General features: G+C 71.7%; 24 protein-coding genes. 8 read left to right on the forward strand and 16 right to left on the reverse strand.

The window, feature by feature from the left end; all coding sequences use genetic code 11:
* Positions 1–192: 192 nt before the first annotated feature.
* Complete coding sequence (gene glgX / locus ACH4ZA_RS04570) at positions 193–2,301, reverse strand: glycogen debranching protein GlgX (protein WP_398427959.1); 2,109 nt, start codon at positions 2,299–2,301, stop codon at positions 193–195.
* 193 nt (positions 2,302–2,494) lie between these two features.
* Between glgX and ACH4ZA_RS04575 the strand changes: the two genes are divergently transcribed.
* The 4 genes from ACH4ZA_RS04575 (at position 2,495) to ACH4ZA_RS04590 (ending at position 6,946) form a co-directional block, all read left to right on the forward strand.
* The gene (locus ACH4ZA_RS04575) at positions 2,495–3,313 is read left to right on the forward strand and encodes a Tat pathway signal sequence domain protein (RefSeq protein WP_398427961.1); all 819 of its coding nucleotides are present in this window, start codon (positions 2,495–2,497) and stop codon (positions 3,311–3,313) included.
* A gap of 118 nt (positions 3,314–3,431) precedes the next feature.
* Positions 3,432–4,772, forward strand: coding sequence for a copper amine oxidase (locus tag ACH4ZA_RS04580; protein ID WP_398427962.1), 1,341 nt, complete (start codon positions 3,432–3,434; stop codon positions 4,770–4,772).
* A gap of 102 nt (positions 4,773–4,874) precedes the next feature.
* Complete coding sequence (locus ACH4ZA_RS04585; protein WP_398427963.1) at positions 4,875–6,113, forward strand: SAV2148 family HEPN domain-containing protein; 1,239 nt, start codon at positions 4,875–4,877, stop codon at positions 6,111–6,113.
* A gap of 107 nt (positions 6,114–6,220) precedes the next feature.
* Positions 6,221–6,946 (forward strand): 3'-5' exonuclease, encoded by a 726-nt coding sequence (locus tag ACH4ZA_RS04590; RefSeq protein ID WP_398427964.1) that lies wholly within the window; start codon positions 6,221–6,223, stop codon positions 6,944–6,946.
* A gap of 99 nt (positions 6,947–7,045) precedes the next feature.
* Here the strand turns inward: ACH4ZA_RS04590 and ACH4ZA_RS04595 are convergent, their stop codons facing one another.
* Complete coding sequence (locus ACH4ZA_RS04595; protein ID WP_398427966.1) at positions 7,046–7,909, reverse strand: phosphotransferase enzyme family protein; 864 nt, start codon at positions 7,907–7,909, stop codon at positions 7,046–7,048.
* A 200-nt stretch (positions 7,910–8,109) separates the two neighbouring features.
* Here ACH4ZA_RS04595 and mgt point away from each other — a divergent pair, with 200 nt between their 5' ends.
* Positions 8,110–9,315 (forward strand): macrolide-inactivating glycosyltransferase, encoded by a 1,206-nt coding sequence (gene mgt, locus ACH4ZA_RS04600; RefSeq protein WP_398427968.1) that lies wholly within the window; start codon positions 8,110–8,112, stop codon positions 9,313–9,315.
* A gap of 82 nt (positions 9,316–9,397) precedes the next feature.
* On the opposite strand, the gene ACH4ZA_RS04605 is transcribed toward mgt, so the two are convergent.
* Positions 9,398–11,665 (reverse strand): MMPL family transporter, encoded by a 2,268-nt coding sequence (locus ACH4ZA_RS04605; RefSeq protein WP_398427970.1) that lies wholly within the window; start codon positions 11,663–11,665, stop codon positions 9,398–9,400.
* A 394-nt stretch (positions 11,666–12,059) separates the two neighbouring features.
* Here ACH4ZA_RS04605 and ACH4ZA_RS04610 point away from each other — a divergent pair, with 394 nt between their 5' ends.
* The 3 genes from ACH4ZA_RS04610 (at position 12,060) to ACH4ZA_RS04620 (ending at position 14,815) form a co-directional block, all read left to right on the forward strand.
* The gene (locus ACH4ZA_RS04610) at positions 12,060–12,608 is read left to right on the forward strand and encodes a DUF1697 domain-containing protein (RefSeq protein ID WP_398427971.1); all 549 of its coding nucleotides are present in this window, start codon (positions 12,060–12,062) and stop codon (positions 12,606–12,608) included.
* A 559-nt stretch (positions 12,609–13,167) separates the two neighbouring features.
* Positions 13,168–14,190, forward strand: coding sequence for a ketopantoate reductase family protein (locus ACH4ZA_RS04615; protein ID WP_398427973.1), 1,023 nt, complete (start codon positions 13,168–13,170; stop codon positions 14,188–14,190).
* 25 nt (positions 14,191–14,215) lie between these two features.
* A complete protein-coding gene (locus ACH4ZA_RS04620; RefSeq protein WP_398427974.1) occupies positions 14,216–14,815 on the forward strand; it encodes a TIGR03086 family metal-binding protein in 600 nt (199 codons plus the stop codon).
* 172 nt (positions 14,816–14,987) lie between these two features.
* Here ACH4ZA_RS04620 and ACH4ZA_RS04625 read toward each other — a convergent pair whose 3' ends face one another.
* From ACH4ZA_RS04625 to ACH4ZA_RS04685, 13 genes are all read right to left on the reverse strand, one after another.
* Entirely contained in the window at positions 14,988–15,743 is a 756-nt protein-coding gene (locus ACH4ZA_RS04625) for a sirohydrochlorin chelatase (protein ID WP_398427976.1), read from the reverse strand.
* 5 nt (positions 15,744–15,748) lie between these two features.
* A complete protein-coding gene (locus tag ACH4ZA_RS04630; protein ID WP_398427977.1) occupies positions 15,749–16,753 on the reverse strand; it encodes an ABC transporter permease in 1,005 nt (334 codons plus the stop codon).
* Positions 16,740–17,552, reverse strand: coding sequence for an ABC transporter ATP-binding protein (locus ACH4ZA_RS04635; protein WP_398427979.1), 813 nt, complete (start codon positions 17,550–17,552; stop codon positions 16,740–16,742). The genes ACH4ZA_RS04630 and ACH4ZA_RS04635 overlap by 14 nt, the downstream gene beginning before the upstream one ends.
* Entirely contained in the window at positions 17,549–18,679 is a 1,131-nt protein-coding gene (locus ACH4ZA_RS04640) for an ABC transporter substrate-binding protein (protein ID WP_398427980.1), read from the reverse strand. Before ACH4ZA_RS04640 ends, ACH4ZA_RS04635 begins: the two co-directional genes overlap by 4 nt.
* Positions 18,680–18,915: 236 nt before the next feature.
* Entirely contained in the window at positions 18,916–20,250 is a 1,335-nt protein-coding gene (locus ACH4ZA_RS04645; RefSeq protein WP_398427982.1) for a sulfate adenylyltransferase subunit 1, read from the reverse strand.
* Between the two features lie 2 nt (positions 20,251–20,252).
* Positions 20,253–21,191, reverse strand: a complete 939-nt coding sequence (gene cysD, locus ACH4ZA_RS04650) for a sulfate adenylyltransferase subunit CysD (RefSeq protein WP_398427984.1) — start codon at positions 21,189–21,191, stop codon at positions 20,253–20,255.
* Complete coding sequence (gene cysC, locus ACH4ZA_RS04655; RefSeq protein WP_398427986.1) at positions 21,188–21,796, reverse strand: adenylyl-sulfate kinase; 609 nt, start codon at positions 21,794–21,796, stop codon at positions 21,188–21,190. The genes cysD and cysC overlap by 4 nt, the downstream gene beginning before the upstream one ends.
* Positions 21,797–21,801: 5 nt before the next feature.
* The gene (locus ACH4ZA_RS04660; protein ID WP_398427988.1) at positions 21,802–22,512 is read right to left on the reverse strand and encodes a phosphoadenylyl-sulfate reductase; all 711 of its coding nucleotides are present in this window, start codon (positions 22,510–22,512) and stop codon (positions 21,802–21,804) included.
* Entirely contained in the window at positions 22,509–22,697 is a 189-nt protein-coding gene (locus tag ACH4ZA_RS04665; RefSeq protein ID WP_057575907.1) for a hypothetical protein, read from the reverse strand. Before ACH4ZA_RS04665 ends, ACH4ZA_RS04660 begins: the two co-directional genes overlap by 4 nt.
* Entirely contained in the window at positions 22,694–24,391 is a 1,698-nt protein-coding gene (locus ACH4ZA_RS04670; protein ID WP_398427989.1) for a nitrite/sulfite reductase, read from the reverse strand. Before ACH4ZA_RS04670 ends, ACH4ZA_RS04665 begins: the two co-directional genes overlap by 4 nt.
* Before the next feature lie 172 nt (positions 24,392–24,563).
* The gene (locus tag ACH4ZA_RS04675; RefSeq protein WP_309486338.1) at positions 24,564–24,647 is read right to left on the reverse strand and encodes a putative leader peptide; all 84 of its coding nucleotides are present in this window, start codon (positions 24,645–24,647) and stop codon (positions 24,564–24,566) included.
* A 151-nt stretch (positions 24,648–24,798) separates the two neighbouring features.
* Entirely contained in the window at positions 24,799–25,371 is a 573-nt protein-coding gene (locus ACH4ZA_RS04680; protein WP_398427990.1) for a GNAT family N-acetyltransferase, read from the reverse strand.
* Between the two features lie 16 nt (positions 25,372–25,387).
* Positions 25,388–26,719 (reverse strand): hypothetical protein, encoded by a 1,332-nt coding sequence (locus ACH4ZA_RS04685; protein ID WP_398427991.1) that lies wholly within the window; start codon positions 26,717–26,719, stop codon positions 25,388–25,390.
* Between the last annotated feature and the right edge of the window lie 147 nt (positions 26,720–26,866).

Consider the following 26,866-nt stretch of genomic DNA (forward strand, 5'->3'; position numbering starts at 1 on the left):
CCGCCGCGATTCGTGTCACCGCCGTCCTCCACCGGAGCGGGCCGGGTCCGTCCCTCCGCCGGCGTCGGCCGCCCCCGCGCCGGTGCACCGTCCCCGCCCCGGCACCGCCGTCCCCGCCCCGGCACCGCCGTCCCCGCGCCGGTCCGGCGCCGCTCCCGTGCCGGGCCGCCGCCCCCGTGCCGCGGGGGCGGCTCACGTCGGCCGCTGCAGCACCGTCATGCTCCGGTCGGGCAGCGTCAGCCGCGCTCCGGCCTGCACCTTGGCGCCCGCTCCGGCCGCCACGGACGCCGGGTCCGCCGTGTCCACGACCACCTGCCACTGCCGTCCGTGTTCGGCCGGCACCACGAACTCCAGGGTCTTGGCGGTCGCGTTGAACATCAGCAGGAAGGAGTCGTCGGTGATCCGTTCGCCGCGCGGACCCGGCTCGGAGATCGCGTTGCCGTTGAGGAACACCGACAGCGCGGACGCCTGCGCCCGGTCCCAGTCCCGCTGCGCCATCTCCGTCCCGCCGGGCGTGAACCAGGCGATGTCCGACAGCTCGTCATGGGTGCCCTCCACCGGCCGGCCGTGGAAGAAACGGCGCCGCCGGAAGACCGGATGCTCCCTGCGCAGCCGCACCAGCGCGCGCGTGAAGTCCAGCAGCTCGCTGCCGTCCTGCGGCCACTCGACCCAGGCCAGCTCGCTGTCCTGGCAGTAGGCGTTGTTGTTGCCCTTCTGGGTGCGCCCGAACTCGTCCCCGTGGCTGAGCATCGGCACGCCCTGGGAGAGCATCAGCGTGGCGATGAAGTTGCGCATCTGCCGGGCCCGCAGCCCCAGCACCGCGGGATCGTCGGTGTCGCCCTCCACGCCGCAGTTCCAGGACCGGTTGTGGCTCTCGCCGTCCCGGTTGTCCTCCCCGTTGGCCTCGTTGTGCTTGTCGTCGTAGGACACCAGGTCGTGCAGGGTGAACCCGTCGTGGCAGGTCACGAAGTTGATGGAGGCCAGCGGGCGCCGTCCGTCGTCCTGGTACAGGTCGGACGAGCCGGTCAGCCGGGACGCGAACTCGCCCACCGCCCGCGCCTCGCCCCGCCACACGTCCCGCACGGTGTCGCGGTACTTGCCGTTCCACTCGGTCCACAGCGGCGGGAAGTTCCCCACCTGGTATCCGCCCTCGCCCACGTCCCACGGCTCCGCGATCAGCTTCACCTGGGACACCACCGGGTCCTGCTGGACCAGGTCGAAGAACGACGACAGCCGGTCCACCTCGTGGAACTGGCGCGCCAGGGTCGCCGCGAGGTCGAAGCGGAACCCGTCGACGTGCATCTCCAGGACCCAGTACCGCAACGAGTCCATGATCATCTGCAGCACGTGCGGAGACCGCATGAGCAGCGAGTTCCCGGTGCCGGTGGTGTCCGTGTAGTAGCGGGGGTCTTCCGACAGCCGGTAGTAGGAGGGGTTGTCGATGCCCCGGAAGGACAGCGTGGGCCCCAGGTGGTTGCCCTCGGCGGTGTGGTTGTAGACCACGTCGAGGATGACCTCGATGCCCGCCTCGTGCAGCGCCCGCACCGCCGACTTGAACTCCAGCACCTGCTGGCCGCGGTCGCCCCAGGAGGCGTACGCGTTGTGCGGGGCGAAGAAGCCGATCGTGTTGTAGCCCCAGTAGTTGTTCAGCCCCATGTCGACCAGCCGGTGGTCGTTGACGAACTGGTGCACCGGCATCAGCTCCAGGGCCGTCACCCCGAGCTCCGTCAGGTGTTCGAGGACCGCCGGATGGGCCAGCGCCGCGTAGGTGCCGCGCAGCTCCTCGGGCAGCCCCGGGTGGCGCATCGTCAGACCCTTGACGTGCGCCTCGTAGATCACCGTCTGGTGGTAGTCGGTGCGCGGCCTGCGGTCGTCGCCCCAGTCGAAGTACGGGTTGACCACCACCGACGTCATCGTGTGCGGAGCCGAGTCGAGGTCGTTGCGCCGCTCGGGCGCGCCGAAGTGGTAGCCGTACACCTCCTCCCCCCACCGGATCGCGCCGGCGACCGCCTTCGCGTAGGGGTCGAGCAGCAGCTTCGCCGAGTTGCAGCGCTGCCCGCGACCGGGGTCGTGGGGGCCGTGCACCCGGAAGCCGTACCGCTGCCCCGGCATGATGCCCGGCACGTACGCGTGCCGGACGAACGCGTCGCTCTCCCGTAGTTCCACCGCCGTCTCCGAGCCGTCGTCGTGCAGCAGACACAGCTCTACTCGGTCCGCGGCCTCCGTGAAGACCGCGAAGTTCGTGCCGGCGCCGTCGTACGTGGCACCGAGGGGATACGCCTCTCCAGGCCAGACCTGCATGGATACGACTCTTTCAGGTGTGCCGCCGCGGCGGGGTCGCCTTGCCGCCCGAGTCTCCCGGAATCTGAGGGAACCACCCGTGACTTACGCCCCTCTTACCCAATGACCGGTGCATGCGGAGACAAACGAACGCCGCGTGCACGACCTTTGGGGCAGACGTACTCCCGGGCAGCAGGGGGAGTAGGGGGAGATTGTGCGCACGACGGTGCGCCGCCACCTGGGCAAGGTGGTGGCGGGTACGGCCATAGCGGTGGCCGCGACGGCCGTGATGGTCGGGATCACCCTCCCGGGCACGGCGGGGGCGGACGACACGGCAGGCGGGAAGAACGGACAGAGCGCCGGGCAGGCGGCCGACGGGCGGCAGGGGGACGCCGCGGCGGTGCGGCCCGGCGTCGTCGAGGATGCGCCCGCCGAGGGCGCCAAGGGCACCGGGCGGGACCCGCTGACCGACGACGAGATCGCGCGCGTCGAGAAGATCGCGCTCAACCAGCAGCCGCTCGCCGCGGCCAGGGACGTGGACGGCGACCGCGGCCCCCAGCGCCTCGGCGTGGACCTCGCCGACCCCGAGGCGGTAGAGGTGGACGACCCCGACGCGCCCCGGCGCGCGGAGGTGTCCTTCTACGACTACGGGACCGACACGCTCGTCACCAAGACCGTCAACCTCGCCACCGGCAAGGTCGAGGCCACCGGCTCCCAGCACGGCGTCCAGCCGCCGCTCGGCACCGCCGAACAGAACGAGGCGGCCGCCCTGCTGATCGCCGACCCGCTGGGCGCCGGCCTCAAGGCCGACTTCAAGGACGCCACCGGCAAGGCCCTCACCTCCCCCGGCCAGCTGCAGCTCGCCAGCATGGTGTACCGGGCGACGCCGGGCGCGGGCCCGGCCGCCCTCGCCGAGTGCGGCGAACACCGCTGTGTGCGGCTGCTGTCGAAGGTCAAGAACGGACCGTGGATCGACACCCGGAGCCTGGTGATCGACCTCAGCGCCCGCAAGGTGGCCCGCCTCACCGGCTGAGCCGGCCCCGCACCGTCCCGAACCTGCGCGTGGGCTCCACGCCCGCCCACGCCCGTCCGTCCGTTCACCTGTCGCCCCGCCTGCCTCCTGCAGAGGGATGCAAAGGAGTCATGTCGTCATGCGCGTTCCGTTTCTGAAGCGCGGCCCACGGTCGCAGCGCGCCGCCCGCACCGGCGCGGCCGTCGGCCTCTGTGCGGCGACGCTCGCCGCCGGCGCGGTCGCCGGCGCCGGCCCGGCCGCCGCCCGGCCGAAGGCCGCCCCCGCGGCCGCCGCCGCCGACTGCAGCGCCGCCTACCGCATCGAACAGAAGCTGTCCACCGGCACCACCTGGCGCATGTGCTGGCGCTTCGAGTCCAAGTCCGGGCTCGTCCTCGAGAAGGTCTCCTACCAGCCGCCCGGCGAGGCCAAGCCGATCCGCGTCCTCAACAGCGCCAAGATCGCCCAGATCCACGTGCCGTACGACGACGGCAAGAACGAGTACAACGACATCACCGACTACAACTTCGGCTCGGGCCTGGTCAACATGACCCCCGCCGAGTGCCCCGGCGGCACCATCAGGACGGTGAAGGTCCCCGACTCGTTCACCGGCAGCCCCAACGTCAAGGGCCTGTGCACGACGACCCGTTCGCGCGGACACGCCTACCGCATGCAGGCCGACACGGGCAACAAGGTCTTCCAGGCCCAGGGCAAGGACCTGCTGATCTACACCGTCAACAAGGTGGGCTGGTACGAGTACATCACCGAGTGGCGCTTCTCCGACGACGGCGCGATCAACATGAACGTCGGCGCCACCGGCAGCCTCTCGCCCTTCGACTACGACGCGGGCGACGGCCGCGGCTGGCCCCTGGGCAAGGGCGCCAAGGCCTACGCCACCAGCCACAACCACAACGTGTTCTGGCGGCTCGACTTCGGTCTCGACGGCTCCTCGACCGGCAGGGTGGAGCAGTACGACTCGGTGGTCAGCCCGCCCGCCGGCGCACAGGGCCCGACCACCAGGACCACCCGCACCGCCGTCACCAAGGAACTCGCCGGCGACGCCGCCAACCTGCGCTGGTGGCGGGTGGTCAGCGCGACCGGCAAGAACAAGGACGGCCACCCCCGCTCCTACGAGTTCGTCCCCGGCGCCACCTCCAAGTACCCCGGACGCCCCTTCACCCAGCACGACGTGTACTTCACGCAGTACAACAAGTGCGAGCAGTACGCCAGCAACAACGTGCGCGCCTGCGGCAGCCCGCTGCACGGGTACTCGGTCGACAAGTGGGTGAACGGCCAGGCCCTCACCCACCCCGTGGCCTGGGTGAACGTGGGCTTCCACCATGTCGCCCGGGACGAGGACCAGCAGCCCATGCCGGTCCACTGGCAGGGCTTCTCGCTCGCCCCCAGGGACGTCACCGCCATGAACCCGCTCACTCCCTCCGCCCTCGCGGGACAGAACGGACAGCCGAACAACGGTAGTTGAGAAACGACCTGTCCATCCGGCTGCACCGCCCGCCGCTCCCGGAGTACCCTTCCTTGATCGTTGGGACGGGGAGAGCTCGGGGGAGCGGAAGGCGGTGCGCGGGTGGGCTCGGGAGGGCTGGAGCTGCCCCCTGGTGACGAGGGTCACGAGGGGGGCTCCGCAGACGTCCCGCCCGGCACGGTGTCCCTGGCCCGGCCGATGGAGACGAACGCCATCGGACCGGAGCTGGACTGGGACACCGAAGCCTGGCGGGAGGTACGCACCCGCGCCCAGCGGGCCGGACGGGCCTACATCTGGCTGAACCTCGTCGAGCAACGGCTGCGCGCGGTCGTGGCCGCCGTGCTGCGCCCCGTCTACGAACCCGTCCACGGCGACGAGTGGGTGGTCGCCGCGGCCGGGCCCGCCGGCCAGGAATGGGTGCAGCGCGCCGTCGCGGTACGCGAAGTCAGCCGCCGCAAGGGCTACTTGCTCGACCCGGCCGACGACAACGTCGTCTCCTTCCTCACCCTGCCCCAGCTGCGCGAGCTGATGGTGCAGCACTGGCCCTGCTTCGAGCCGTACTTCGACGACCGCCGCGACGTCGAACTCGCCCTCGACGAGCTGGAGGTGACCCGCAACGTCGTCTCCCGCAACCGGGCGCTGTCCGAGGCCGTCCTCAACCAGGCCGAACGGGCCTCCGCACGCCTGCTGGAGATGCTCGGCACCAGCGGCGACGTGCCCTCGGCGCGCCGGCTGCCCGTCGACGCCGTCGAGGACCTGGTCGGCGACCGGTACGCGGACGTCGTCGCCGTCCACTCCGACCGGGTGCGGCTGCTGCGCCAGTTCCCCGCCGAGGACATCTTCGACGGCTCCCGCCGGATCGACGCCATCGGCATCGGCCTCAACCTGCTGGTGCAGAACTTCTCCGGCCGCCGCCTCGTCCGCCTCGCCGAGGGCGGCGCCCGCGTCCGGCTGCTCTTCCTCAACCCCGCGTCCAGCGCAGTCAAGCGCCGCGAACGCGAACTCGGCATGAAACGCGGCGAGCTGAGCCGCGCCGTGGAGATGAACATCCTGCACATGCGCCGGGTCCGCTCCCGGCTGCGCGACCCCGGCGCCTTCCAGATCCAGGTGTACGACGAGACGCCCCGCTTCACCGCCTACCTCGTCGACGGCGACGGCGCCGACGGCATCGCGGTGATCCAGTCCTATCTGCGGCGCATGCGCGGCATGGAGGCGCCGGTGCTGGTGCTGCGGGGCGGCAGCCGGGTGGTCAAGCCGGGCGAGGCGGACGAGGCCGGACTCTTCTCGGCCTACCGCGAGGAGTTCGAGCTGGCCTGGGCGGACTCGCGGCCGGTGTCCTGAAACGTCCGGTTCTCTCCCCGGGAAGCGGAGTGCGCCCCTCTGGTTGTCAGTGGGCCATGGGAAGGTGGGGACCACTGGGGGAAGCACCACCGAGAAGGGGGGCCGAGATGGCCTGGCACCAGGAGCTGCTGATCGGCTTCGACCTGGAGACCACCGGGACGGACCCGCGCGAGGCGCGCATCGTCACAGCAGCCGTGATCGAGGTCCGCGGCGGGCAGGTCCTGGGACACCGCGAGTGGCTGGCGGACCCGGGCGTGGAGATCCCGGCGGACGCGGTGGCGGTGCACGGGATCAGCAACGAGCGGGCGGCCGCCGAAGGCGCTCCCGCCGACCGGGTCGCGGACGCGATAGCCGACGTCCTCGCGGGCTACTGGCGCACCGGAGTCCCGGTCGTCGCCTACAACGCGGCCTTCGACCTCACGCTGCTGTCGGCCGAACTGCGCCGCCACCGGCTGCCCTCGCTGCGCGCCCGCCTCGGCGGCCTCGACCCCGCGCCGGTGGTCGACCCGTACACCATCGACCGCTCGGTCGACCGCTACCGGCGCGGCAAGCGCAACCTCGAAGCGGTCTGCGCCGAGTACGGCGTCCGCCTCGACTCCGCGCACGACGCCTCCGCCGACGCCCTCGCCGCCGCCCGGCTGGCCGGGGCGATAGCGGACCGCCACCCCAAGGTCGCGGGCCTCGGCCCGGCGGAACTGCACCGCCGTCAGATCGAGTGGTACGCCGCGTGGGCGGCCGACTTCCAGAGCTTCCTGCGCCGCAAGGGCGACGCGGAAGCGGTGGTGGACGGCTCCTGGCCGGTGCGGGAGCCGGCCGACAGCCCCAGGGTGTGAGGCGCGGCCGGGCTCAGGGCGGGAGTTCCGCCGCCCTCGCCGGGGTCCCCGGCAGGAGGAGCGTCCTTCGGCGTCCCGTTCCGGCAGGGGGCGCCGTCCTCAGAACGGGTGCCAGCGCACCGTCTCGTCCCCGTCGCGCAGCGACGCCACCCGGCGCCGGAACTCCGCGGCGGCGTCCGGGTTCGTCGGCGCGTGCTGGGCGACCCAGGCACAGCTCGCCGTCTCGCGCGCGCCCCGCAGCACCGCACAGCCCTCCCACTCCCGCACGTCCCACCCGTAGGCCTCGGTGAAGGCGGCGTAGTCCTCGGCGGGCAGGCCGTACCGGTCGCGGGAGAGCGCCATGACGACGAGGTCGTGCTCGCGCAGATCGGCGGAGAAGGTCTCCAGATCGACGAGGACCGGACCGTCGGGGCCGATGTGCACATTGCGCGCCAGCGCGTCGCCGTGGATCGGGCCGGGTCGCAGCCGCGGGGTGAGCGCCGAGGCGGCCCCGGCGAAGCCGTCGCGCCGTGTGCGCAGAAAGGCCGCGTCGGCCGGGTCGATCGCGTCGCCCGCGAGCCGCAGCCAGCGTTCGACTCCCGACAGCAGATCCCGTGGGGGCAGGGCGAACGCGGGCGCGGGCAGAGCGTGCACCAGACGCAGCAGCCCGGCCAGGTCCCGTGGACCGGCCGGCCGTACCGGGTCCGGCAGCCGGTGCCACACCGTCACCGGATGCCCCTCGGCCAGCAGGGGCTCCGGCTCGGCCGCCCGCACCGCGGGCACACCCGCCTCGGCCAGCCAGAGTGCGACGTCCAGCTCGCGGCGGGCCCGCTCGAGGAGTTCGGCGTCCCGGCCCACCTTCACCACCAGGCCGCCGGCGGCGAACACCGCGTTCTCCCCCAGGGCGAGCAGCCGCGCGTGTGCCGCCGGGCCGGCGAGCACCCCCGCTGCGGCCAGTACGTCCCGCGCCCGCGCCTCGTCCATCGTCCGCCTCCGTGCCGTCGCCGTCCGGCCCCGCCGGCGGCGTGATCAGACCGTCCGACGGCCAGTGTCGCATTCGGCCGGCGGCCCGTTCCGGCAGGTCGGGGCCGCGCGTACGGTCCGCGTGCACGGCCTGCGTTCCGGCGGGGAGCACACCTCGATTTCGATTGCACGATACGTATCGTCTCGTCTACGGTCGGCGCATGACCACTCGCCCCGCTCATATCGCCATGTTCTCCATCGCCGCCCACGGCCACGTGAACCCCAGCCTCGAGGTGATCCGCGAACTCGTCGCCCGCGGGCACCGCGTGACGTACGCGATACCGCCCGACCTCGCCGAGAAGGCCGCCGGCGTCGGAGCCGAGGTCAAGCCCTGGCACTCCGTCCTGCCCTCACCGAACGACGACCCCGCCGCCTGGGGAACCACCCTCCTCGACCACGTCGAGCTCTTCCTGGCCGACGCCGTCCAGGCACTGCCCCAGCTGACAGAGGCCTACGACGGCGACGAACCCGACCTCGTGCTGCACGACATCACCTCCTATCCGGCCCGCGTCCTCGCCCACCGCTGGGGCGTCCCCGCCGTCTCCCTCTCGCCGAACCTCGTCGCCTGGGACGGGTACGAGGAGGAAGTCGCCGAACCGATGTGGGCCGAACCGAGAAAGACAGCACGCGGAAAGGCTTACTACGCCCGTTTCCAGGCCTGGTTGGAGGAGAACGGGATCGACCGGCACCCGGACCCCTTCGTGGGCCGTCCGGACCGCTCCCTCGTCCTGATCCCCAGGGCGCTGCAGCCGCACGCCGACCGGGTCGACGAGAAGGTGCACACGTTCGTCAGCGGCTGCCAGGGCGACCGGGCCGCCGAAGGCGAGTGGACCCGGCCCCCGGACGCCGAGAAGGTGGTGCTCGTCTCGCTCGGCTCGGCCTTCACCGACCGGCCGGAGTTCTACCGGGAGTGCGTACGGGCCTTCGGCGGCCTGCCCGGCTGGCGCCTCGTGCTCCAGATCGGCGCGCGCGTCGACCCGGCAGTGCTGGGCGAGGTGCCCGACTCCGTCGAAGTGCGGTCCTGGATCCCGCAGTTGGCGGTACTGAGGCAGGCCGACCTGTTCGTCACCCACGCCGGCGCCGGCGGCAGCCAGGAAGGGCTGGCCACCGCCACACCGATGATCGCCGTCCCGCAGGCCGTGGACCAGTTCGGCAACGCGGACGTCCTCCAGGGGCTCGGCGTGGCCCGGCGGATCGACACGGCGCACGCCACGGCCGAGGCCCTGCGCGAAGCCGCCCTCGCACTGGTCGACGATCCCGAGGTCGCCCGCCGGCTCACGGCGCTCCAGGCGGACATGGCCGCGGAGGGCGGCACACCGCGGGCCGCCGACCTCGTCGAGACCGAACTCGCCAGGACGCGCGGCTGAACCGGGCACGGCGAAGGCCCGCCGACTCCCGGGGGAGCCGACGGGCCTTCAGGACGAGCGATTCACCTGGCCCGGCAGGGCGTCAGACCCGCACCGGCCGGCCCTCGTCGTCCCGCGCCACCGGCGCGAGGGCCTCGGGCGACTCGTCGTGCGTGAGGTCCGGCAGCCAGTGCAGCCACTTCGGCAGATACCAGTTGCGCTCGCCGAGCAGCGCCATCACGGCCGGCAGCAGCACACCGCGGATGATCGTCGCGTCGATCAGTACCGCCGCCGCGAGACCCACGCCCATCTGCTTCATCGACTGCATGGACAGCGTGCCGAAGATCGCGAACACGGCGACCATGATGACGGCGGCGCTGGTGACCACACCCGCCGTGGTGACCACGCCGTGCTCGATGGCCTCGTTCGTCGAACGCCCCCGCAGCCGCGCCTCGCGGATCCGGGACACGACGAACACGTGGTAGTCCATCGACAGACCGAACAGGATCACGAACAGGAACAGCGGCAGCCAGGTGATGATCGCGCCGACGCCCTCCGCGCCCACCAGCGACGCTCCCCAGCCGTGCTGGAACACCGCGACGAGAATGCCGTAGGCCGCGCCCACCGACAGCAGGTTGAGCACGATCGAGGTGATCGCGACCGTGAGCGAGCGGAACGACAGCAGCATCAGCAGGAACGCGAAGACCACGACGAACGCGAAGACCGGGGTGACCGCTCCGGCCAGCTGGTCGTTGAAGTCCTGCGAACCGGCCACCTGTCCGGTGATCGGCGCCTGGACGCCGTCCACCGTGCCGAGCGTGGCGGGCCGCACCTCGTCGCGCAGCTTCGCAAGGCTCGCACCCGCCTTGTCCAGATCCGAGCCGCCGACCAGCGGCACGTACACGTACGCGATGTTCTGCGCGTCGTGCAGCTTGATCTCGACCGGACCCCGGGAGGCGCCCGACGTCACGGCCCGCTCCTTGAACGCCTGGAGCGCGGCCTGCACGTCCGGGGCGTTGATGTCGTCCGCCTTGACGATCACCTCGGCCGGCTCGGAGCCGCCCGGGAAGGCCTCGTTGACCCGGTTGTACGTCTGCACGATGGGCAGCGAGTCGCCGAACTCCTGGTCCAGGGTGAGGTTCTGCGTCTTCATGCCGACCGCCGGAGCGGCGATCGCGAGCAGTGCGCCGGCCGCGACGACCAGCGAGACGCCGGGCTTGGCGAGGACGACCTTGAGCACCGCGCTCCAGAACCGGCTGCCCTGCGCGGCACGGCCGCCATTGCCGTTCCTGCGGCGCTTGTCCGGGTGCAGGAACGGGATCCGGCCCTTCTCCACCCGGTGGCCCAGCAGCGACAGAAGCGCCGGCAGCACGGTCACCGAGCCGACCATGGCGACCGCGACCACCATCAAGGAGGCCAGACCCATCGCCTCGAACGTGGCGAGCCCCGTGAACAGCATGCCCGCCATCGCCACGCACACGGTGACACCGGAGACGATCACGGCGCGGCCGCTGGTCGCCGCGGCGATCCTGAGAGCGGTTTCCGGATCACGTCCCGCAGCCCGCTCCTCGCGCTCCCGGCGGAGGTAGAACAGGCAGTAGTCGACGCCCACGGCCAGACCGACCAGCAGCATCACCGAGCTCGCGGTGTCGTCCATCGGCTGGAAGTGGCTGACGATGCTCATCAGACCCATCGTCGCCATGATCGCGGTGACCGCGAGGGCCACCGGCAGCAGCGCCGCCACCAGCGCGCCGAAGGCGATCAGCAGGATGCCCAGCGCCACCGGCACCGCGGAGTACTCGGCCTGCTGGAAGTCGTCGCCGAACGCGTCGTCGAACGTCTTCATCATGCTGGCGCCGCCGATCTCCTCGATCCGCAGCGAGGAGTGCTCCTTCTGCACGTCCGCGACGGCGTCGAGAACCGGCTGGACCCGCTCGCCCGCGGTGTCGGAGTCGCCGCGCATGTCGAACTGCACGAGCGCGCTGCGGCCGTCCTTGGAGATCGTCCGCGTGTCGTAGGGCGAGGTCACGTCGGTGACCCGGCCGGTCTTGCCGACGGCCGAGACGATCGCGGTGACCGCGGCCTTGAACTCCGGGTCGGTGGCCTTGAGCGAGCCGTCCTTCGCCTGGACGAGCACGGTCTCACTGGCCGGCTCCTCGATCCCGGCGTCCTCGATGATCTTGGCGGCCGTATGCGTCTCGCCCCCGAGCTGGTCGCTCTCCTTGACCTCGACGGTGCCGGCCGCCGAGCCGATCCCCATGGCCAGGACGACGAACAGCACCCATATGCCCACGGCGGCCCATCGGTGCCGGGCGCTCCAGCCGCCGGCCCGCGCGGCGAAGCCCCGCACCCTTGTATCTCCGTTCCCCATGACGGGCCTGCCCTCTTGTGATGCGGTGGAAGCCCCCTGCCGCCACCTTCCGATTCGAAGGTATGGCCTGGATAAAGCCGTCTCGTCGTACTGTCCGGTGAAGTGCCGGGCACGGGAGTCCTCCCCTCGGACCGCGACCTCTCACCGCTGAGGAGGACAGTGACCCCTTACACCTATCGGCGGATCTCGGGGGCGGCGATCAGGGTGCAGTCGCCGGTGAAGAGCGGATATGTCGTTTCGGAAATTTGCTCAACACGTCACAGGCCTGTGGAGAAGTCGGTAAGAGGTTGCTCCGCGGGCCGTCGATCGGCGAGAGTTTCGCTCGGCCCCTCGTCCGGGCCGCGGTCGTCGTGCTCACCCCCACGGGGCACGGCGGCCGCATAGTCTGAAGCGTATGACGACGACGTACGCGGCCCTGCTGCGCGGCATCAACGTGGGCGGCAACAGGAAGCTCCCCATGGCCGAACTGCGCGCCCTGCTGGAGGAGCTCGGCCACGGCGACGTGCGCACCTACCTCCAGAGCGGCCAGGCCGTCTTCTCCAGCGCCCACGGCGACGAGGAGAGCCTCGCCGCGGGGCTCACGGCGGCCATCGAGAAACGCTTCGGCTTCACCGTGGGCGTCCTCGTGCGCGACCACGCCTATCTGCGGACCGTCGTCGACGCCTGCCCGTTCCCGGCCGCCGAACTCCAGGCCAAGCAGCTCCACGCCACCTACTTCTCCGGGCCCGTCGACGAGGAGCGCTTCGCCGGCATCGACCGCGCCGCCCACCTCCCCGCGGACTTCCGCCTCGGCGACCGCGTCCTGTACCTGTACGCCCCCGACGGCCTCGGCCGCTCCGCCCTCGCCGAGCAGCTCGCGAGGCCCCGCGTGACCAAGGGGCTGATCGCCACCACCCGCAACTGGAACACCGTCCTCAAGCTGGTGGAGATGACACGGCCCTGACGCGGGCCGACGGCGGACCCGCAGCCGGGCGGGACGCGGCGGCCGTGTCGGCGCGTGCGCGGGGGGACTGCGTCTCCGCCCGCGTGGCTGCACCCGGCTCGCGCACAGCGGAGCTGCCTGGCTCGCGCAAGGCCCCGGCCGGCCCGGCCGGCGCGGAGCCCGTGCGCGGCGCGCACCCGGCGCGCCCCGCGCAGGCCGGTCGGCCGGTCGCCGGTACGGCGGAGCCGCCCGGCGGAGCGGGGGAAACAGCGGGCGGTGCGTGGAAACATCGGGCGGCGCGGGGGGAATCAGCGGGCGGTGCTGCGGAAACATCCGGCGGTGTGACAGAAACACCCAGCGCTGCTGCGGAAACAGCCGGCGGTGCGGCGGAAACAGCCGGCGGTGTTGCGGAAACACCCGGCGGTGCGGCGGATACACCTGGTGGTGCGCGGAAACACCCGGTGGTGCCGGTTTCTCCACTGGTTTCTCCGCCCACCGGGCGGGCCTCTCTCACCGGGAGTCGCCGCTCCGGCCGACGAATTCCGCCCGCCGACCCGGACGGCTGTGCGAGGCTCGAACCATGCGCTACGTGATCATCGGAGCAGGGGCCGTCGGGGGCACGATCGCCGGGCGGCTGGCGGAGGCCGGGCAGCAGGTCGTGCTCGTCGCGCGCGGCGCGCACCGGGCGGCGCTCGCAGAAGGCGGACTGCGGCTGCGCGTACCTGAGGGCCTGCTGACGTTCCGGCTGCCCGTGGTCGAGAGCCCGGCCGAACTCGGCGTCCTGCGTGCCGACGACGTCCTCGTCCTCGCCGTCAAGACCCAGGACGCCGAGCAGGCCCTGCGGACGTGGGGGCGGGCCCCGGTCGAGGGCGGCGGCACCGCGGCCGAGCGGCTCCCGCTGTTCTGCGCGCAGAACGGCGTCGAGGGCCCGCGTCTGGCCCTGCGCCGCTTCCGGCACGTCTACGGCGTGTGCGTCTGGCTGCCGTCCACCCACGTCGACCCCGGCACGATCGCCGCAGCGGGCGCGCCGCTCACCGGCATCCTGCACCTCGGCCGCCACCCGCACGGCGTCGACGACACCGTCCGCCGTGTCGCCGCCGACCTGGAGAAAGCGCGCTTCGAGGCACCCGTGGTCCCGGACGTCTCCCGCTGGCAGTACGCCAAACTCCTGTCCAACCTCGCCAACGCCCTGGAAGCGGTGAGCGGGCCGGTCGACGACCCCCGCGCCGAGGCGCTGTACGCGCGCGTGCGGGCGGAGGGCGAGAGCGTGCTGCTCGCCGCCGGCATCCCGTACGCGAGCGCCGACGAACAGCGGGCCGCACGCGGCGACAAGATCACCCTCGTCCCGCTCGACGGCGCTCCCCGGGGCGGCGGCTCCTCCTGGCAGTCCCTCAGCCGTGGCACCGGGACCATCGAGGCCGACCACCTCAACGGCGAGATCGTGCTCCTCGGCCGCCTGCACGGCGTGCCCACCCCGCTGAACGAGTTGCTGCAACGGCTTGCGAACGAGTTCGCCCAGGAGCGGCGGGCCCCCGGTTCGCTGCCGCTGACGGACCTGCTCGGGCAGGCCGACGCCGCTGTCGCGTTCCTTCAAGACTCCTGAGGATCCCGCTCCGTAGCGTGACGGCATGACACACGAGGAGACCCACCGGTACCTGTCCGAATGTGCCGCCGAGGCGTCGCGCGTCGCCCGCGGCGTCCCCGCGGAAAGGCTGAACGACCCCACGCACTGCCCCGGTTGGACCCTGCGCGCGCTGGTCGGCCACTGGGTCCTGTACACCTCCCACGGCCTCGAGCACCGCGCCCTGCGCAAGCCGCTGCCCGACGAGCTGACCGGCCGTGACTTCACCGCCGACCCGCAGTGGGCGAAGGCGTATGCCGAGCAGCTCGACCGGGCCGTCGCCGCCTGGGCGGACCCGGAGGTGTGGGAGGGCGAGATCGACCTCGGGACGGCCGCGACGCCCGCCGCCGAGGTGGCGTCGCTGATCGTCGCGGAGACGGCGCTGCACGGATGGGACGTGGCCGTCGCCACGGGGCAGGAGTTCCGGCTCTCCGACGACGCGGCCCGCTTCGTGCTCGACGTCGTCGAACGGCACGGCGACCTCTACCGCCGCTACGACGGTTTCGCCCCCGCCGTGCCGGTGGCACAGGACGCGCCGGTGTTCGAACGGGCGCTCGCGGCGAGCGGCCGCGACCCGCGCCTGGACGTCGTCGGAACGCAGGGCTGACAGCCGGTTCGTCCCGCAGGCCGTGTGCGGCGAGGCGTGGCAGCGGCAGGGTGTGGCAGCGGCAGAGTGCGGCAGCCGGTGGCCGGGGCGGCGGTGGCACGGCGGGAAGCACCCGGCCCGCCCGCCCCCGTCGGGCCGGCTCGCCCCGTCGGCCTGTGCGGCCCCGCCTCCCTCACGCCCCCAAAGCCGCCAGCGCCGGTGTCAGGGCTGTTTCGTAACGTTCCAGAAGCACCCGGGCCACCTCCGGCGCCGGCCCCAGCACGTCGGCAAGGACGTCGGCCTCGGCCTCGGCCGCTCCGCGGGCGATGCGGTCCGGCAGGAAACCGGGGGCCAGGACGTACGGCGCGACGGCGACCCGCGCACACCCCAGCGCCCGCAGCTCGCGGACCGCGTCCTCGGTGCGCGGCAGAGAAGCGGAGGCGAACGCAGGCCGCACGGCACACCAACCGGTGCGCCGCCACTCCCGCGCGATTTCTGCGATCACTGCGATCGCCTCCGGGTCCGAGGACCCCGCCGAGGCCAGTACGACCCCGGTCGAGGACCTGTCGGCGGGCGTCAGCCCCGCCTCGTACAGCCGCCGTTCCAGTGCGGAGAGCAGCAGCGGCGAGGGGCCGAGCACGTCGGCCTGCCTGATCCGCAGCTGCGGCGGCGCGTCCCGCAGCACCGCCGGGACGTCCGCCTTCGCATGGAACGCGCGCGTCAGCAGCAGCGGCAGCGCCACGACGTCTCGGACGCCGTCCGCCGCCAGCGATTCCAGCACCCCGCGCACGGACGGCACGTTGAACTCGAGGAAACCGGTCTCTACGCGCAATCCCGGCCGCAGCGACCGCACCCGCCGCACCAGGGCGTGGACGGTCGCGGCATGCCGCGGGTCACGGCTGCCGTGGGCGATCACCACCAGGGCGGGGAGAACCGGCTTCCTGTGCATGGGCGTCAGCTCTTCACCAGCAGGCCGCGGCTGCGCAGCACCCACCGCTCCAGCGGACTGAAGATCAGCAGGTCGATCGCGATGCCGACGAACAGGATGAGCAGGATCGCCTCGAACACCATCGACATGTCACTGGCGTTGCGCCCGTTCTCCAGCAACTGCCCGAGGCCGACGCCGAGATCGGGGAACGACGCGATGATCTCCGCCGCCATCAGCGAACGCCACGAGAACGCCCAGCCCTGCTTCAGACCCGCCACATACCCGGGCAGGGCGGCCGGCAAGGTGATGTACACGGTGCCCTTCAGCCCCGTCGCGCCCATCGTGCGGCCGGCCCGCAGGAACAGCGGCGACACCTGGTCGACCCCGGAGACCAGCCCGTTGGCGATGGACGGCACCGCGCCCAGCAGGATCACCGCGTACATCATCGAGTTGTTCAGGCCCAGCCACAGCACTGCCGGCGGCACCCACGCCACCGACGGCAGCGACTGGAGGCCGGACAGGATCGGCCCGATGGCAGCCCGTACGAACTTCACCCGCGCCACCAGCAGACCGAGCGGGGTGCCGATCGCCAGGGCGAACGCGAAGCCGAGCAGTCCGCGGGAGACGCTCGTCCAGATGTAGCCGAGCAGCTCGCCCTGGAGCCAGGCCTGGCGGAGCGTGTGCCACACGTCCAGCGGGGAGACCAGCTTGGTCGGGTCGTCGACCGTCTTGAAGGTGATCTGCCAGACGGCCAGCAGCAGCGCCGTCGCGACCATCGGCGGCAGGATCTTGTCGACGAAGGTCCGCCGGAAGGGCGTCCGCGCGGTGGGCGCGACGACGTCCAGCGCGTCGAGACCCGCCTCCACACCGGCCAGCCCGGTGGCGTCCGCCGCCGTCGAGCCGGCCGCCGTCGCCGCGTCCTGCGGCACCGTTGGCTTCGTCACGGTCGTCCCGTCCACGGTCGTCCCGTCCACGGTCGTGCTCGTTCCCGTCGGCTTCGCTCCCGCCGACGTCGTCTCAGTGCTGGCCATGACGGCGGATCTCCCCACGCAGGACTTCGGTGATCTCGAGGGACAGTTCCGCCACCGGGGCGTCCTCGATGCGGCGCGGCTGCGGGATGTCCACCGTCCACTCGCGCGCCACCCGGCCGGGCCGGGAGGACAGCAGGACGACCCGCTGGGCGAGCCGCACCGCCTCCCGCACGTTGTGCGTCACGAACAGGACGGACAGCCCCGTCTCCTCCCAGATCCGGGTGAGCTCGTCGTGCAGCACGTCCCGCGTGATGGCGTCCAGCGCCGCGAACGGCTCGTCCATCAGCAGCAGTTGACTCTCCTGCGCCAGTGCGCGGGCCATCGCCACCCGCTGCCGCATACCGCCGGAAAGCTCGTGAACACGCTTTCCGTACGCGCCCTTCAACCGGACCAGCTCGAGCAGTTCCTCGGCCTTGCCGCGCCGCTCGGGCTTCGCGACCCCTCGCAGCTTCAGGGCGAGTTCGATGTTCTTGCCCGCCGTCAGCCACGGGAACAGCGCGTGTTCCTGGAACATCAGCGCCGGGCGGCCGTTCGTGGTGATGGACCCGACGGTGGGCCGGTCGAGCCCCGCCACCAGGTTCAGCAGAGTGGACTTGCCGCAGCCCGACGCCCCGAGCAGGGTGACGAACTCGCCGGGCGCCACGTCGAGGGTGATGTCGTCCAGGACGAGCTGCTGCCCGCCCGGACCCGCGAAGGACTTCGAGACGTGGTCGAGGCGTGCCGCGTACGCCACGGAATCGGTGGGCTCGGCGGCCTTGGCGAAGGTCGTGGCCATGGTCGTCACCTCCTGGGAACTCATCGGGACTTCGGTCGGTCGACACCCAGACCGGCGTCGTCGACAGCGGGCTCGCCCTCGGCCTCGAGGACCTTGTTCAGGATCGTCAGGTCGTAGATGCCCTGCAGGTCGGGCTTCTCCAGCAGTCCCGCCTCGGCCGCGTGCGCCGCCTCGGCGCCGAGGGTGGCCGCCAGTGGGTCGTCGGTGAACCGGATGGACCGCCACGCCGGGTCCAGCACGTCGGCGGGCAGCGCCTTGCCGGAGTCCGTCTCCAGCTGCCTGTTCGCCGCGGCCTTCGCCTTTGCCGGGTTGGCGCCGATCCACCTGTTGGTCTGCACCGAGCCCTTCAGCACGGCCTCCACCACCTTCGGGTGCTGCTCGAGGAACTTCTGCGACACGACGACGTTCGTGATCACGAACTTCTTCCCGGGCCACAGCGACGCCTCGTCCAGCAGCACCTTGCCGCCCTCGGCGAGCAGCTTCGAGGCGGTCGGCTCCGGCACCCAGGCCCCGTCGATCGAGCCCGACCTGAACGCGTCAGGCGTCACCTTGTTGTCGCTGCGCACGACGGTCACGTCACCCCTGCCGCTCTGCGCGTCGACCTTCCAGCCCTGTTGCGCGATCCAGTTCAAGAACGCCACGTCCTGCGTGTTTCCGAGCTGGGGGGTGGCGATCCTGCTGCCCTTGACGTCCGCGAGCGAGGTGATCTTGTCCGGGTTCACCACCAGCTTCACCCCGCCGGACGCCGAACCCGCCACGATCCGCAGGCTCTGACCGTCGGACTTGGCGTATCCGTTGATCGCAGGGGAGGGACCGATCCAGCCGATGTCGAGGGAGCCCGCGTTCAACGCCTCGATCTCCGAGGGTCCCGCGTTGAACGTCGCGTACGACGCCCTGGTGGCGCCCAGCGCCTTCTGCAGGATGCCCTGCTCACGGCCGACGAGCGCGGTCGCGTGCGTCAGGTTGCCGAAGTAACCGATCCGCACGGTGTCGAGCCCGTCGATTCTCTGCGCCCCCGCGGCGACCTGCTCGTTGGCGTTGCCGTCCTTGGCCTGCGAACCGTAGCCGCAGGCCGCGAGGGCGAGCAGGGGCAGGGCCGCCAGGATCGCGACGCCGCGGCGAAGCCGTGACAGGGGGAGAGTGGCAGGCACCGGGAGGGGTTCCTCTCGTCGGCCGGGCGGTCACGGTCTCTCAGGTCGTGGCCGGGAGCTCGGCAAAGGGCTTTCGTCGTGTCCACGACGGCAGGCGGGGCGAGGGGGCGCGCAGGCTGAGCGCGGACGTCAGCCCGCACATCGCGCGACTCCGCCCTGCCCGCTGCCGAGGGCGCCGCTGCCGACCCGGCCGCCCTCCTTCGCGAACGTCGCGTAGACGTCGGTCGCGGCCACGGTCAGAAGTCCCAGCCGTCGTCGTCGGCCGCGTCCTTGACCGGCTCCGGCGACGCGAACGACTCGCCGACCATGCCTGCGGTGAGGGTCGTGCCGTCGGCCGGGTCGATCAGGATGAACGAGCCCGTACGGCGGGAGTCGGCGTAGGAATCCACCGGAAGCGGTTGCGCGGTGCGGATCTTCACCCGTCCGATGTCGTTGGCGACGAGCTGTCCCGGGTGCGGGTGCAGGGACAGGTCGTCGAGCGTGAGACGGGACGGGATGTCCTTCACGATCGCCTTGACGGTGCGGGTGCCGTGCTTGATCAGCACCCGGTGCCCGACCGTCAACGGCTGGTCGGCGACATGGCACACGGTCGCCTCGACGTCCTGGGTGGTCGCCGGCGCGTCCTTGGTGGGCACGATCAGATCCCCGCGCGAGACGTCGACGTCGTCCGTGAGCAGCACGGTCACCGACTGCGTCGTCCACGCCGCGTCCACCGGCTCCCCCAGCAGGTCGATGCCGGAGATCGTCGACGTGCGACCGGACGGCAGCACGGTCACCGGATCGCCGACCCGGAAGGTGCCCGCCGCGATCTGGCCCGCGTAGCCCCGGTAGTCCGGGTGCTCGGCGGTCTGCGGCCGGATCACGTACTGGACGGGCAGCCGGGCGTGGCAGTGCGCGAGGTCGTGACTGACCGGAACCGTTTCCAGGTGTTCCAGGAACGTCGGGCCGCCGTACCAGTCCATGTTCGCCGACGGATCGACCACGTTGTCGCCGGCCAGCGCCGAGATCGGGATCGCGGTCACCTCGGGCACGCCCAGCTCGCTCGCGTACGCCGTGAACTCCTCGGCGATCGCCGCGAACACCGGCTCCCGGTACTCGACCAGGTCCATCTTGTTGACGGCGAGGACGACGTGCGGAACCCGGAGCAGGGCCGCGATCGCCGCGTGCCGGCGGGTCTGTTCGACGACGCCGTTGCGGGCGTCGACCAGGATCACCGTGAGCTCCGCGGTGGAGGCGCCCGTCACCATGTTGCGGGTGTACTGCACATGTCCCGGGGTGTCGGCCAGGATGAACCGCCGCCGGGGCGTGGCGAAGTAGCGGTACGCCACGTCGATGGTGATGCCCTGCTCGCGCTCGGCGCGCAGCCCGTCGGTGAGGAGCGCCAGGTCGGGCGCGTCCTGACCGCGGCTCGCCGAGGCGCGCTCGACGGCCTCCAGCTGGTCGCTCAGGATCGACTTGGAGTCGTGCAGCAGCCGGCCCACCAGGGTGGACTTGCCGTCGTCGACGGAGCCCGCGGTGGCGAACCGCAACAGGGTCGTGGCCGAGAGTTCCTCGGCGGTGATGGTGCTCATGCTTAGAAGTACCCCTCGCGCTTGCGGTCTTCCATCGCGGCCTCGGACATCTTGTCGTCGGCGCGGGTCGCGCCGCGCTCGGTCAGCCGGGAGGCGGCGATCTCGGCGATCACGTCGTCCAGCGTCACCGCGTCGGAGTCGACGGCGCCGGTGCAGGACATGTCACCGACGGTGCGGTAACGCACGAGACGCTTTTCGACCGTTTCCCCAGCCTTGGGACCGCCCCACTCGCCGGCGGTCAGCCACATGCCGGCCCGCTGGAACACCTCGCGCTCGTGCGCGAAGTAGATCTCCGGCAGTTCGATGCCCTCGCGGGCGATGTACTGCCAGACGTCCAGCTCGGTCCAGTTGGAGAGCGGGAAGACCCGGACGTGCTCACCGGGGGCGTGGCGGCCGTTGTACAGGTTCCACAGCTCGGGACGCTGGCGGCGCGGGTCCCACTGCGAGAACTCGTCGCGCAGGGAGAACACCCGCTCCTTGGCGCGCGCCTTCTCCTCGTCGCGCCGGCCCCCGCCGAAGACCGCGTCGAACCTCTCGGCCTGGATCTTCTCCGTGAGCGGCAGCGTCTGGAGCGGGTTGCGGGTCCCGTCCGGACGCTCCTTGAGCACGCCGCGGTCGATGTACTCCTGCACGGAGGCCACATGCAGGCGCAGCCCGTGCTCGGCGACCACACGGTCGCGGTACTCCAGGACCTCGGGGAAGTTGTGTCCGGTGTCCACGTGCAGCAGCGAGAAGGGGACGGCGGCCGGGGCGAACGCCTTCAGCGCCAGGTGCAGCATGACGATGGAGTCCTTGCCGCCGGAGAACAGGATCACCGGCCGCTCGAACTCGCCCGCCACCTCGCGGAAGATGTGCACCGCCTCGGACTCCAGCGAGTCCAGGTGGCTGAGGGCGTACGGGCTGACCGTGCCCTCCTCGGTCGCGGCGACGGTCGTCGTCATGCCAGTCCCCTCTCGCTGAGCAGGGCGTACACCGACGCCGCGGACTCCTGCACGGTCTGGTCCTGGGACTCGATCCGCAGATCGGGCGACTCGGGCGCCTCGTAGGGATCGTCGACCCCGGTGAGCCCGGTCAGCTCGCCCGCGGCCTGCTTGGCGTACAGGCCCTTCACGTCACGGACCGAGCACACCTCGACCGGAGTCGCCACGTGCACCTCCAGGTAACCGGTTGCGCTCTCCTGGTGGCGCTTGCGCACGGCCGCACGGCTGTCCGCGTACGGCGCGATCACCGGGACGAGCACCTTGACTCCGTTACGGGCCAGCAGCTCCGCCAGGAATCCGATGCGCTGCACGTTGGCGTGCCGGTCCTCGCGGCTGAAACCGAGGCCCGCGGAGATGAACTCGCGGATCTCGTCGCCGTCGAGCACCTCCACGAGGTGGCCCTCCTCGCGAAGCCGGCCGGCCAGCTCGTACGCGATGGTGGTCTTGCCGGCGCTCGGCAGACCCGTGAGCCAGACGGTGGCTCCGGTCGTCACGTGGTTCTCCCGGTTCGTAGGGGGATGGGGGGTGTCGCCGGGGGCGGCGTTCTTCGGGGCGGTCGCGGTCATGGCGGTCAGCCGTGCAGTCCGCACTCGGTCTTCCCACGTCCCGCCCAGCGCCCGGCGCGCGCGTCCTCGCCCTCGAGGACCCGGCGGGTGCACGGGGCGCAGCCGACGGACGTGTAGCCGTCCATCAGCAGCGGGTTGGACAGCACGCCGTGCTCCGTGATGTAGGCGTCGACGTCGTCCTGGGTCCAGCGGGCGATCGGCGAGATCTTGACCTTCTGGCGCTTGTCGTCCCAGCCGACGACCGGGGTGTCGGCCCGGGTCGGCGACTCGTCGCGCCGCAGCCCGGTGGCCCAGGCGCGGTAACCGCGCAGTCCTTCCTCCAGCGGCTGCACCTTGCGCATCTTGCAGCACAGGTCGGGATCGCGGTCGTGCAGCTTCGGCCCGAACTCGGCGTCCTGCTCGGCGACCGTCCGACGCGGGGTGAGCGTGATGACGTTGACGTCCATCACGGCCTCGACCGCGTCCCGGGTGCCGATGGTCTCGGGGAAGTGGTAACCGGTGTCGAGGAACACCACGTCCACGCCCTTGAGGACGCGGGACGCGAGGTGGGCGACCACGGCGTCCTCCATGGAGGAGGTCACACAGAACTGCCGGCCGAAGGTGTCCACCGCCCACTGCAGGATCTCGAGCGCCGAGGCGTCCTCGAGGTCGCGGCCCGCCTGCTCGGCCAGCGCCTTCAACTCGTCGGTGGTACGGCCTTCCTGAAGCGTCGTCATATCCGGTCCCCTCCCGTTTCGGTGCGCTGAACGCCCCGGGACAGCAGCCCGAGGAACTTCAGCTGGAATGCGCGATTGCACGCCGCGCATTCCCAGGCGCCGTGACCGCCCTCCAGGGCCTCGCTCGGACGCAGGTCCTCGTCGCCGCAGTAGGGGCAGTAGAAAGGGGCGGCCCGCTCGCTCATGAAAGGGCCTCCTCGCTGGCGCGCGAGGCCCAGGCGGCGAACCGCTCGCCGTCCTCGCGCTCTTCCTGGAACCGCTTGAGAACGCGTTCCACGTAGTCCGGCAGCTCGTCCGAGGTGACCTTCAGACCGCGGACCTTGCGGCCGAAACCGGCTTCGAGTCCGAGCGCGCCGCCCAGGTGCACCTGGTAGCCCTCGACCTGCTCGCCCCGTTCGTCGAGGACGAGCTGGCCCTTGAGACCGATGTCCGCGACCTGGATGCGGGCGCAGGCGTTCGGGCAGCCGTTGAGATTGATGGTGAGGGGCTCGTCGAAGTCCGGCAGGCGGCGCTCCAGCTCGTCGATCAGCTGGGAGCCGCGCTGCTTGGTCTCGACGATGGCCAGCTTGCAGAACTCGATGCCGGTGCACGCCATGGTGCCGCGCCGGAAGGTCGAGGGCCGGGCGGTGAGGTCCAGCGCCTCGAGGCCCTCGACGAGCGAGGCGACCTGCGCCTCCTCGACATCGAGGACGATCATCTTCTGCTCGACGGTGGTCCGGACGCGGCCCGAGCCGTGTGCCTCCGCGAGCTCCGCGATCTTCGTCAGGGTGGTGCCGTCCACCCGGCCGACACGTGGTGCGAAACCGACGTAGAAACGGCCGTCCTTCTGCCGGTGTACGCCGACGTGGTCGCGCCACCGGCCCACCGGCTGCTCCGGGGCCGGGCCGTCGACCAGCTTGCGCTGCAGGTACTCGTCCTCCAGCACCTGACGGAACTTCTCCGGTCCCCAGTCCGCGACCAGGAACTTCAGCCGGGCGCGGGTGCGCAGCCGCCGGTAACCGTAGTCACGGAAGATCGACAGCACGCCCTCGTAGACGTCCGGGACCTCGTCCAGCGGCACCCAGGCGCCCAGCCGCACGCCCAGCTTGGGGTTGGTGGACAGCCCGCCGCCGACCCACAGGTCGAAGCCCGGCCCGTGCTCGGGGTGGCGGACGCCGACGAACGCGACGTCGTTGATCTCGTGGACCACGTCCAGCACGGGGGAGCCCGAGATCGCCGTCTTGAATTTCCGCGGCAGGTTCGAGTACGCCTTGTTGCCGAGGACGCGGCGCTTGATCTCCTCCAGCGCCGGGGTGCCGTCGATGATCTCGTCCTCGGAGATGCCGGCGACGGGGGAGCCGATCATCACACGGGGGGTGTCGCCGCACGCGGTGACCGTGGACAGGCCCACCGCCTCCAGACGGTTCCAGATCTCGGGCACGTCCTCGATGCGGATCCAGTGGTACTGCACGTTCTGCCGGTCGGTGAGGTCGGCGGTGCCTCGCGCGAACTCCTGCGAGATCTCGCCGACGACCCTCAGCTGCTGCGTGGTCAGCGCACCGCCGTCGATGCGCACGCGCAGCATGAAGTACTTGTCGTCCAGCTCCTCCGGCTCCAGGATCGCGGTCTTGCCGCCGTCGATGCCGGGCTTGCGCTGGGTGTACAGACCCCACCAGCGCATCCGGCCGCGAAGATCATTGGGGTCGATGGAGTCGAAGCCCCGCTTGGAGTAGATCGTCTCAATGCGTGTCCGCACATTGAGACCGTCGTCGTCCTTCTTGAACTGCTCGTTGCCGTTGAGCGGGGTGTGGTGCCCCGCGGCCCACTGGCCCTCGCCGCGGTGACGGCTCACCTTGCGGCGGGGAGTCGCGGCTGCAGGCTTCTGCGGGGTGGCGGCCATGGTTGATACGTCCTTCGGGACAGCAGCGGAAGGTGTCGGCGCGCAGCGCCGTCCGGCGGTGGTCGGGTGAGGGGGGAGAGGCTCCGACCTGCGCGTACGAGCGCACAGGAGCCGTGCGCTTCGTTGCGCAGGCGGGAGGCTGTACTCGGATGTCGGGCGGAGCTGCGGCTCGTCAGCTCGCCGGACAGATGGCGCTGGACATGCGGCCGAGGTCGACGTGCCGCCGACTCACCAAGGCAATTCCAGTTCCGGACATGGCGAAAGCGTGTCACGGCGATCTGGACACAGTCCAGCTTCGTCCGCGATGCGGACATCCTTGTCCCGGAATGTGAGACAAGGGTGTCGTCTGTCACATGACGTGCGGGTTCTCTTGTCCGCGCAGGTCACCACGGGTAGGGAAGAGCGGTTCAGACGGGGAACGCCCCCGGCCAGGGGCCCGGCGTCGACACCTCGGCCCGTTCCTCGACCTTCGTGTCGAACAGGGTGAAACCACGCCGCTGGTAGTTCTCCATCGCGTGCTCGCCGTCCAGACTGCAGGTGTGCAGCCACACCCGCTTGGTCTGCGGCAGCCCCGGCCAGCGCTCGGCCAGGTCCCACGCCCGGGCGGCGCCGTACGACAGCAGGTGCCCGCCGATCCGCCGCCCGCGGAAAGCCGGCAGCAAACCGAAGTAGACGATTTCGACGATCCCGTCGTCCTGCGGCTCCAGCTCCACGTACCCGGCCGGCGTGCCCCGCTCGTAGGCCACCCACGTCTCGACCCCGGGACGCTCCAGTTGATCCCGCCACTGCGCGTACGTCCAGCGCAGCCGGTCGATCCAGCGAATGTCCCCGCCGACGGACGCGTACAGGAAACGGCTGAACTCGGGGGAGGGGACCTCGGAGCGGACGACCCGGACGTCGCCCTCGGGCGCGACGGCCGTGAGGAGGTCGCCGGGATCGGTCTGCTCCAGAGACCAGGTGGTCACGGGGATGTTCGTCATGCCCGCCAGGGAACCATCACCGCGACGTTCTGTCGATCGAGGCCAGCGGCATCGCGAACAGCGCACGGCCCGACTGCGTCCAGACCTCGCCGGTCGCCGCCCAGTAGGACAGGGACTCCGTCTGCGGGCTCCAGCAGCTGTGCCGGCCGGCCGCGCCGCACACCGCTGCGCCCGAGCCGCCGTCCTCGCCGTCGGCCCTGCGCTCACGGTCCGTCCCGCCGGAGCTCTGCCGCCACAGCGTCCCGTGCTCGTCGTCAGGGCCGGCCGCGCGGGTCACGTACCACTGAGCGTCGTACGACAGCACGCCGCGCACCCCGGTGATCTTCGTCGTGTAGGCCTCGGACGCCGTCACCCGCCCGTTCGGGCCGGTGGCGAGCAGACCCGCGTGGCCGGGCGCGGTGCTGAACGGGTAGCGCCACAGACGGGCGCCGCGGTCGCCGTCGTCGAGCGTCCACTCCCCGGCGACCAGGCTGTCCGGCGCGGTGCTGCGGTCGAGGGAGACGGTCGAGGGATGCGGCGCGCCCGGGCCGCCGCTCAGCTCGTAGGAGCCGACGGCCGGCAGCACGAAACCGTATCCGTGCGCCGACCAGCCGCCCGGCACCCGGCCCACCGCGTCGGCGGCGACCGTGGCGCGCTGGACGCGGTTCATGTCGTACACGTACAGCGCGGACCGGTCCCCGTCGTCCGCGGTGACCAGCAGCTTGTCCTGGTACCAGACCATGCCGGAGACGTGCGAGACCAGCCCGCGGTAGTCCCGGCCGCCGTCCACGGGGACGGCGAGCAGCGCCCAGGTGTAGGAGAGGCGGCCGAGATCGGCGGCGTTCACGAAGCCGACCCGGGCCAGGCCCCGGTCCGCGGCTCCGCCGCTGCGCGACCAGCCGGAGAGGATCACCCGGTTCGTGCCCCACACGCCGTCGTCGTCCGCGTCCCCCGACGTGGTGACCGCGCCGGGACGCCAGCCTGCCGTGTCGTCGGTGTTCCAGCAGTACGCGCGCGTGGCCGTGGGGGCCACCGGCAGGGCCCGCCGCTCGGCGGGCGAGCAGTCGATGGCGTCCCGCAGGGTGCGGTCGGCGCCCTCCAGCACCGCGCTGACGCCGACCGGCCGGCCCATCCCGGCCGCGAGCCGGTCCAGGGAGGCCTGCGGCACCATGTTCTCCGTCAGCCGCAGCCCGGCGACCTCGGACGCGGCGGTGAGCGGCTTCAGCTCCCCCGGGCCGTCATGGGGGACCGTCGCCTGAGAAGCGCTGATCACAGTGGCGGCAGCGGTGAGGGCGAGGGCGGTTCCGGACAGAAACGCCCGCAGTGCCCTGCCGCGCCTGCGCCGGCGGTGTCGGCCGCGCTGTCTCATTCGCCCTCCCGAGGCGGGCCAACTGCGCCTGATGATCCATACGTTGACAGAGGAGCAGGTGGGGTGACCCGTAGGGCGATGCTACGGCAGTCAGCCGCCCCGGAGGACGAAGTCCGCGCAAATATGCGGAAGACGCTGTAGGAAGAA

The organism is Streptomyces sp. NPDC020597, assembly GCF_044335095.1.
In the GTDB taxonomy this organism is placed as follows: domain Bacteria; phylum Actinomycetota; class Actinomycetes; order Streptomycetales; family Streptomycetaceae; genus Streptomyces.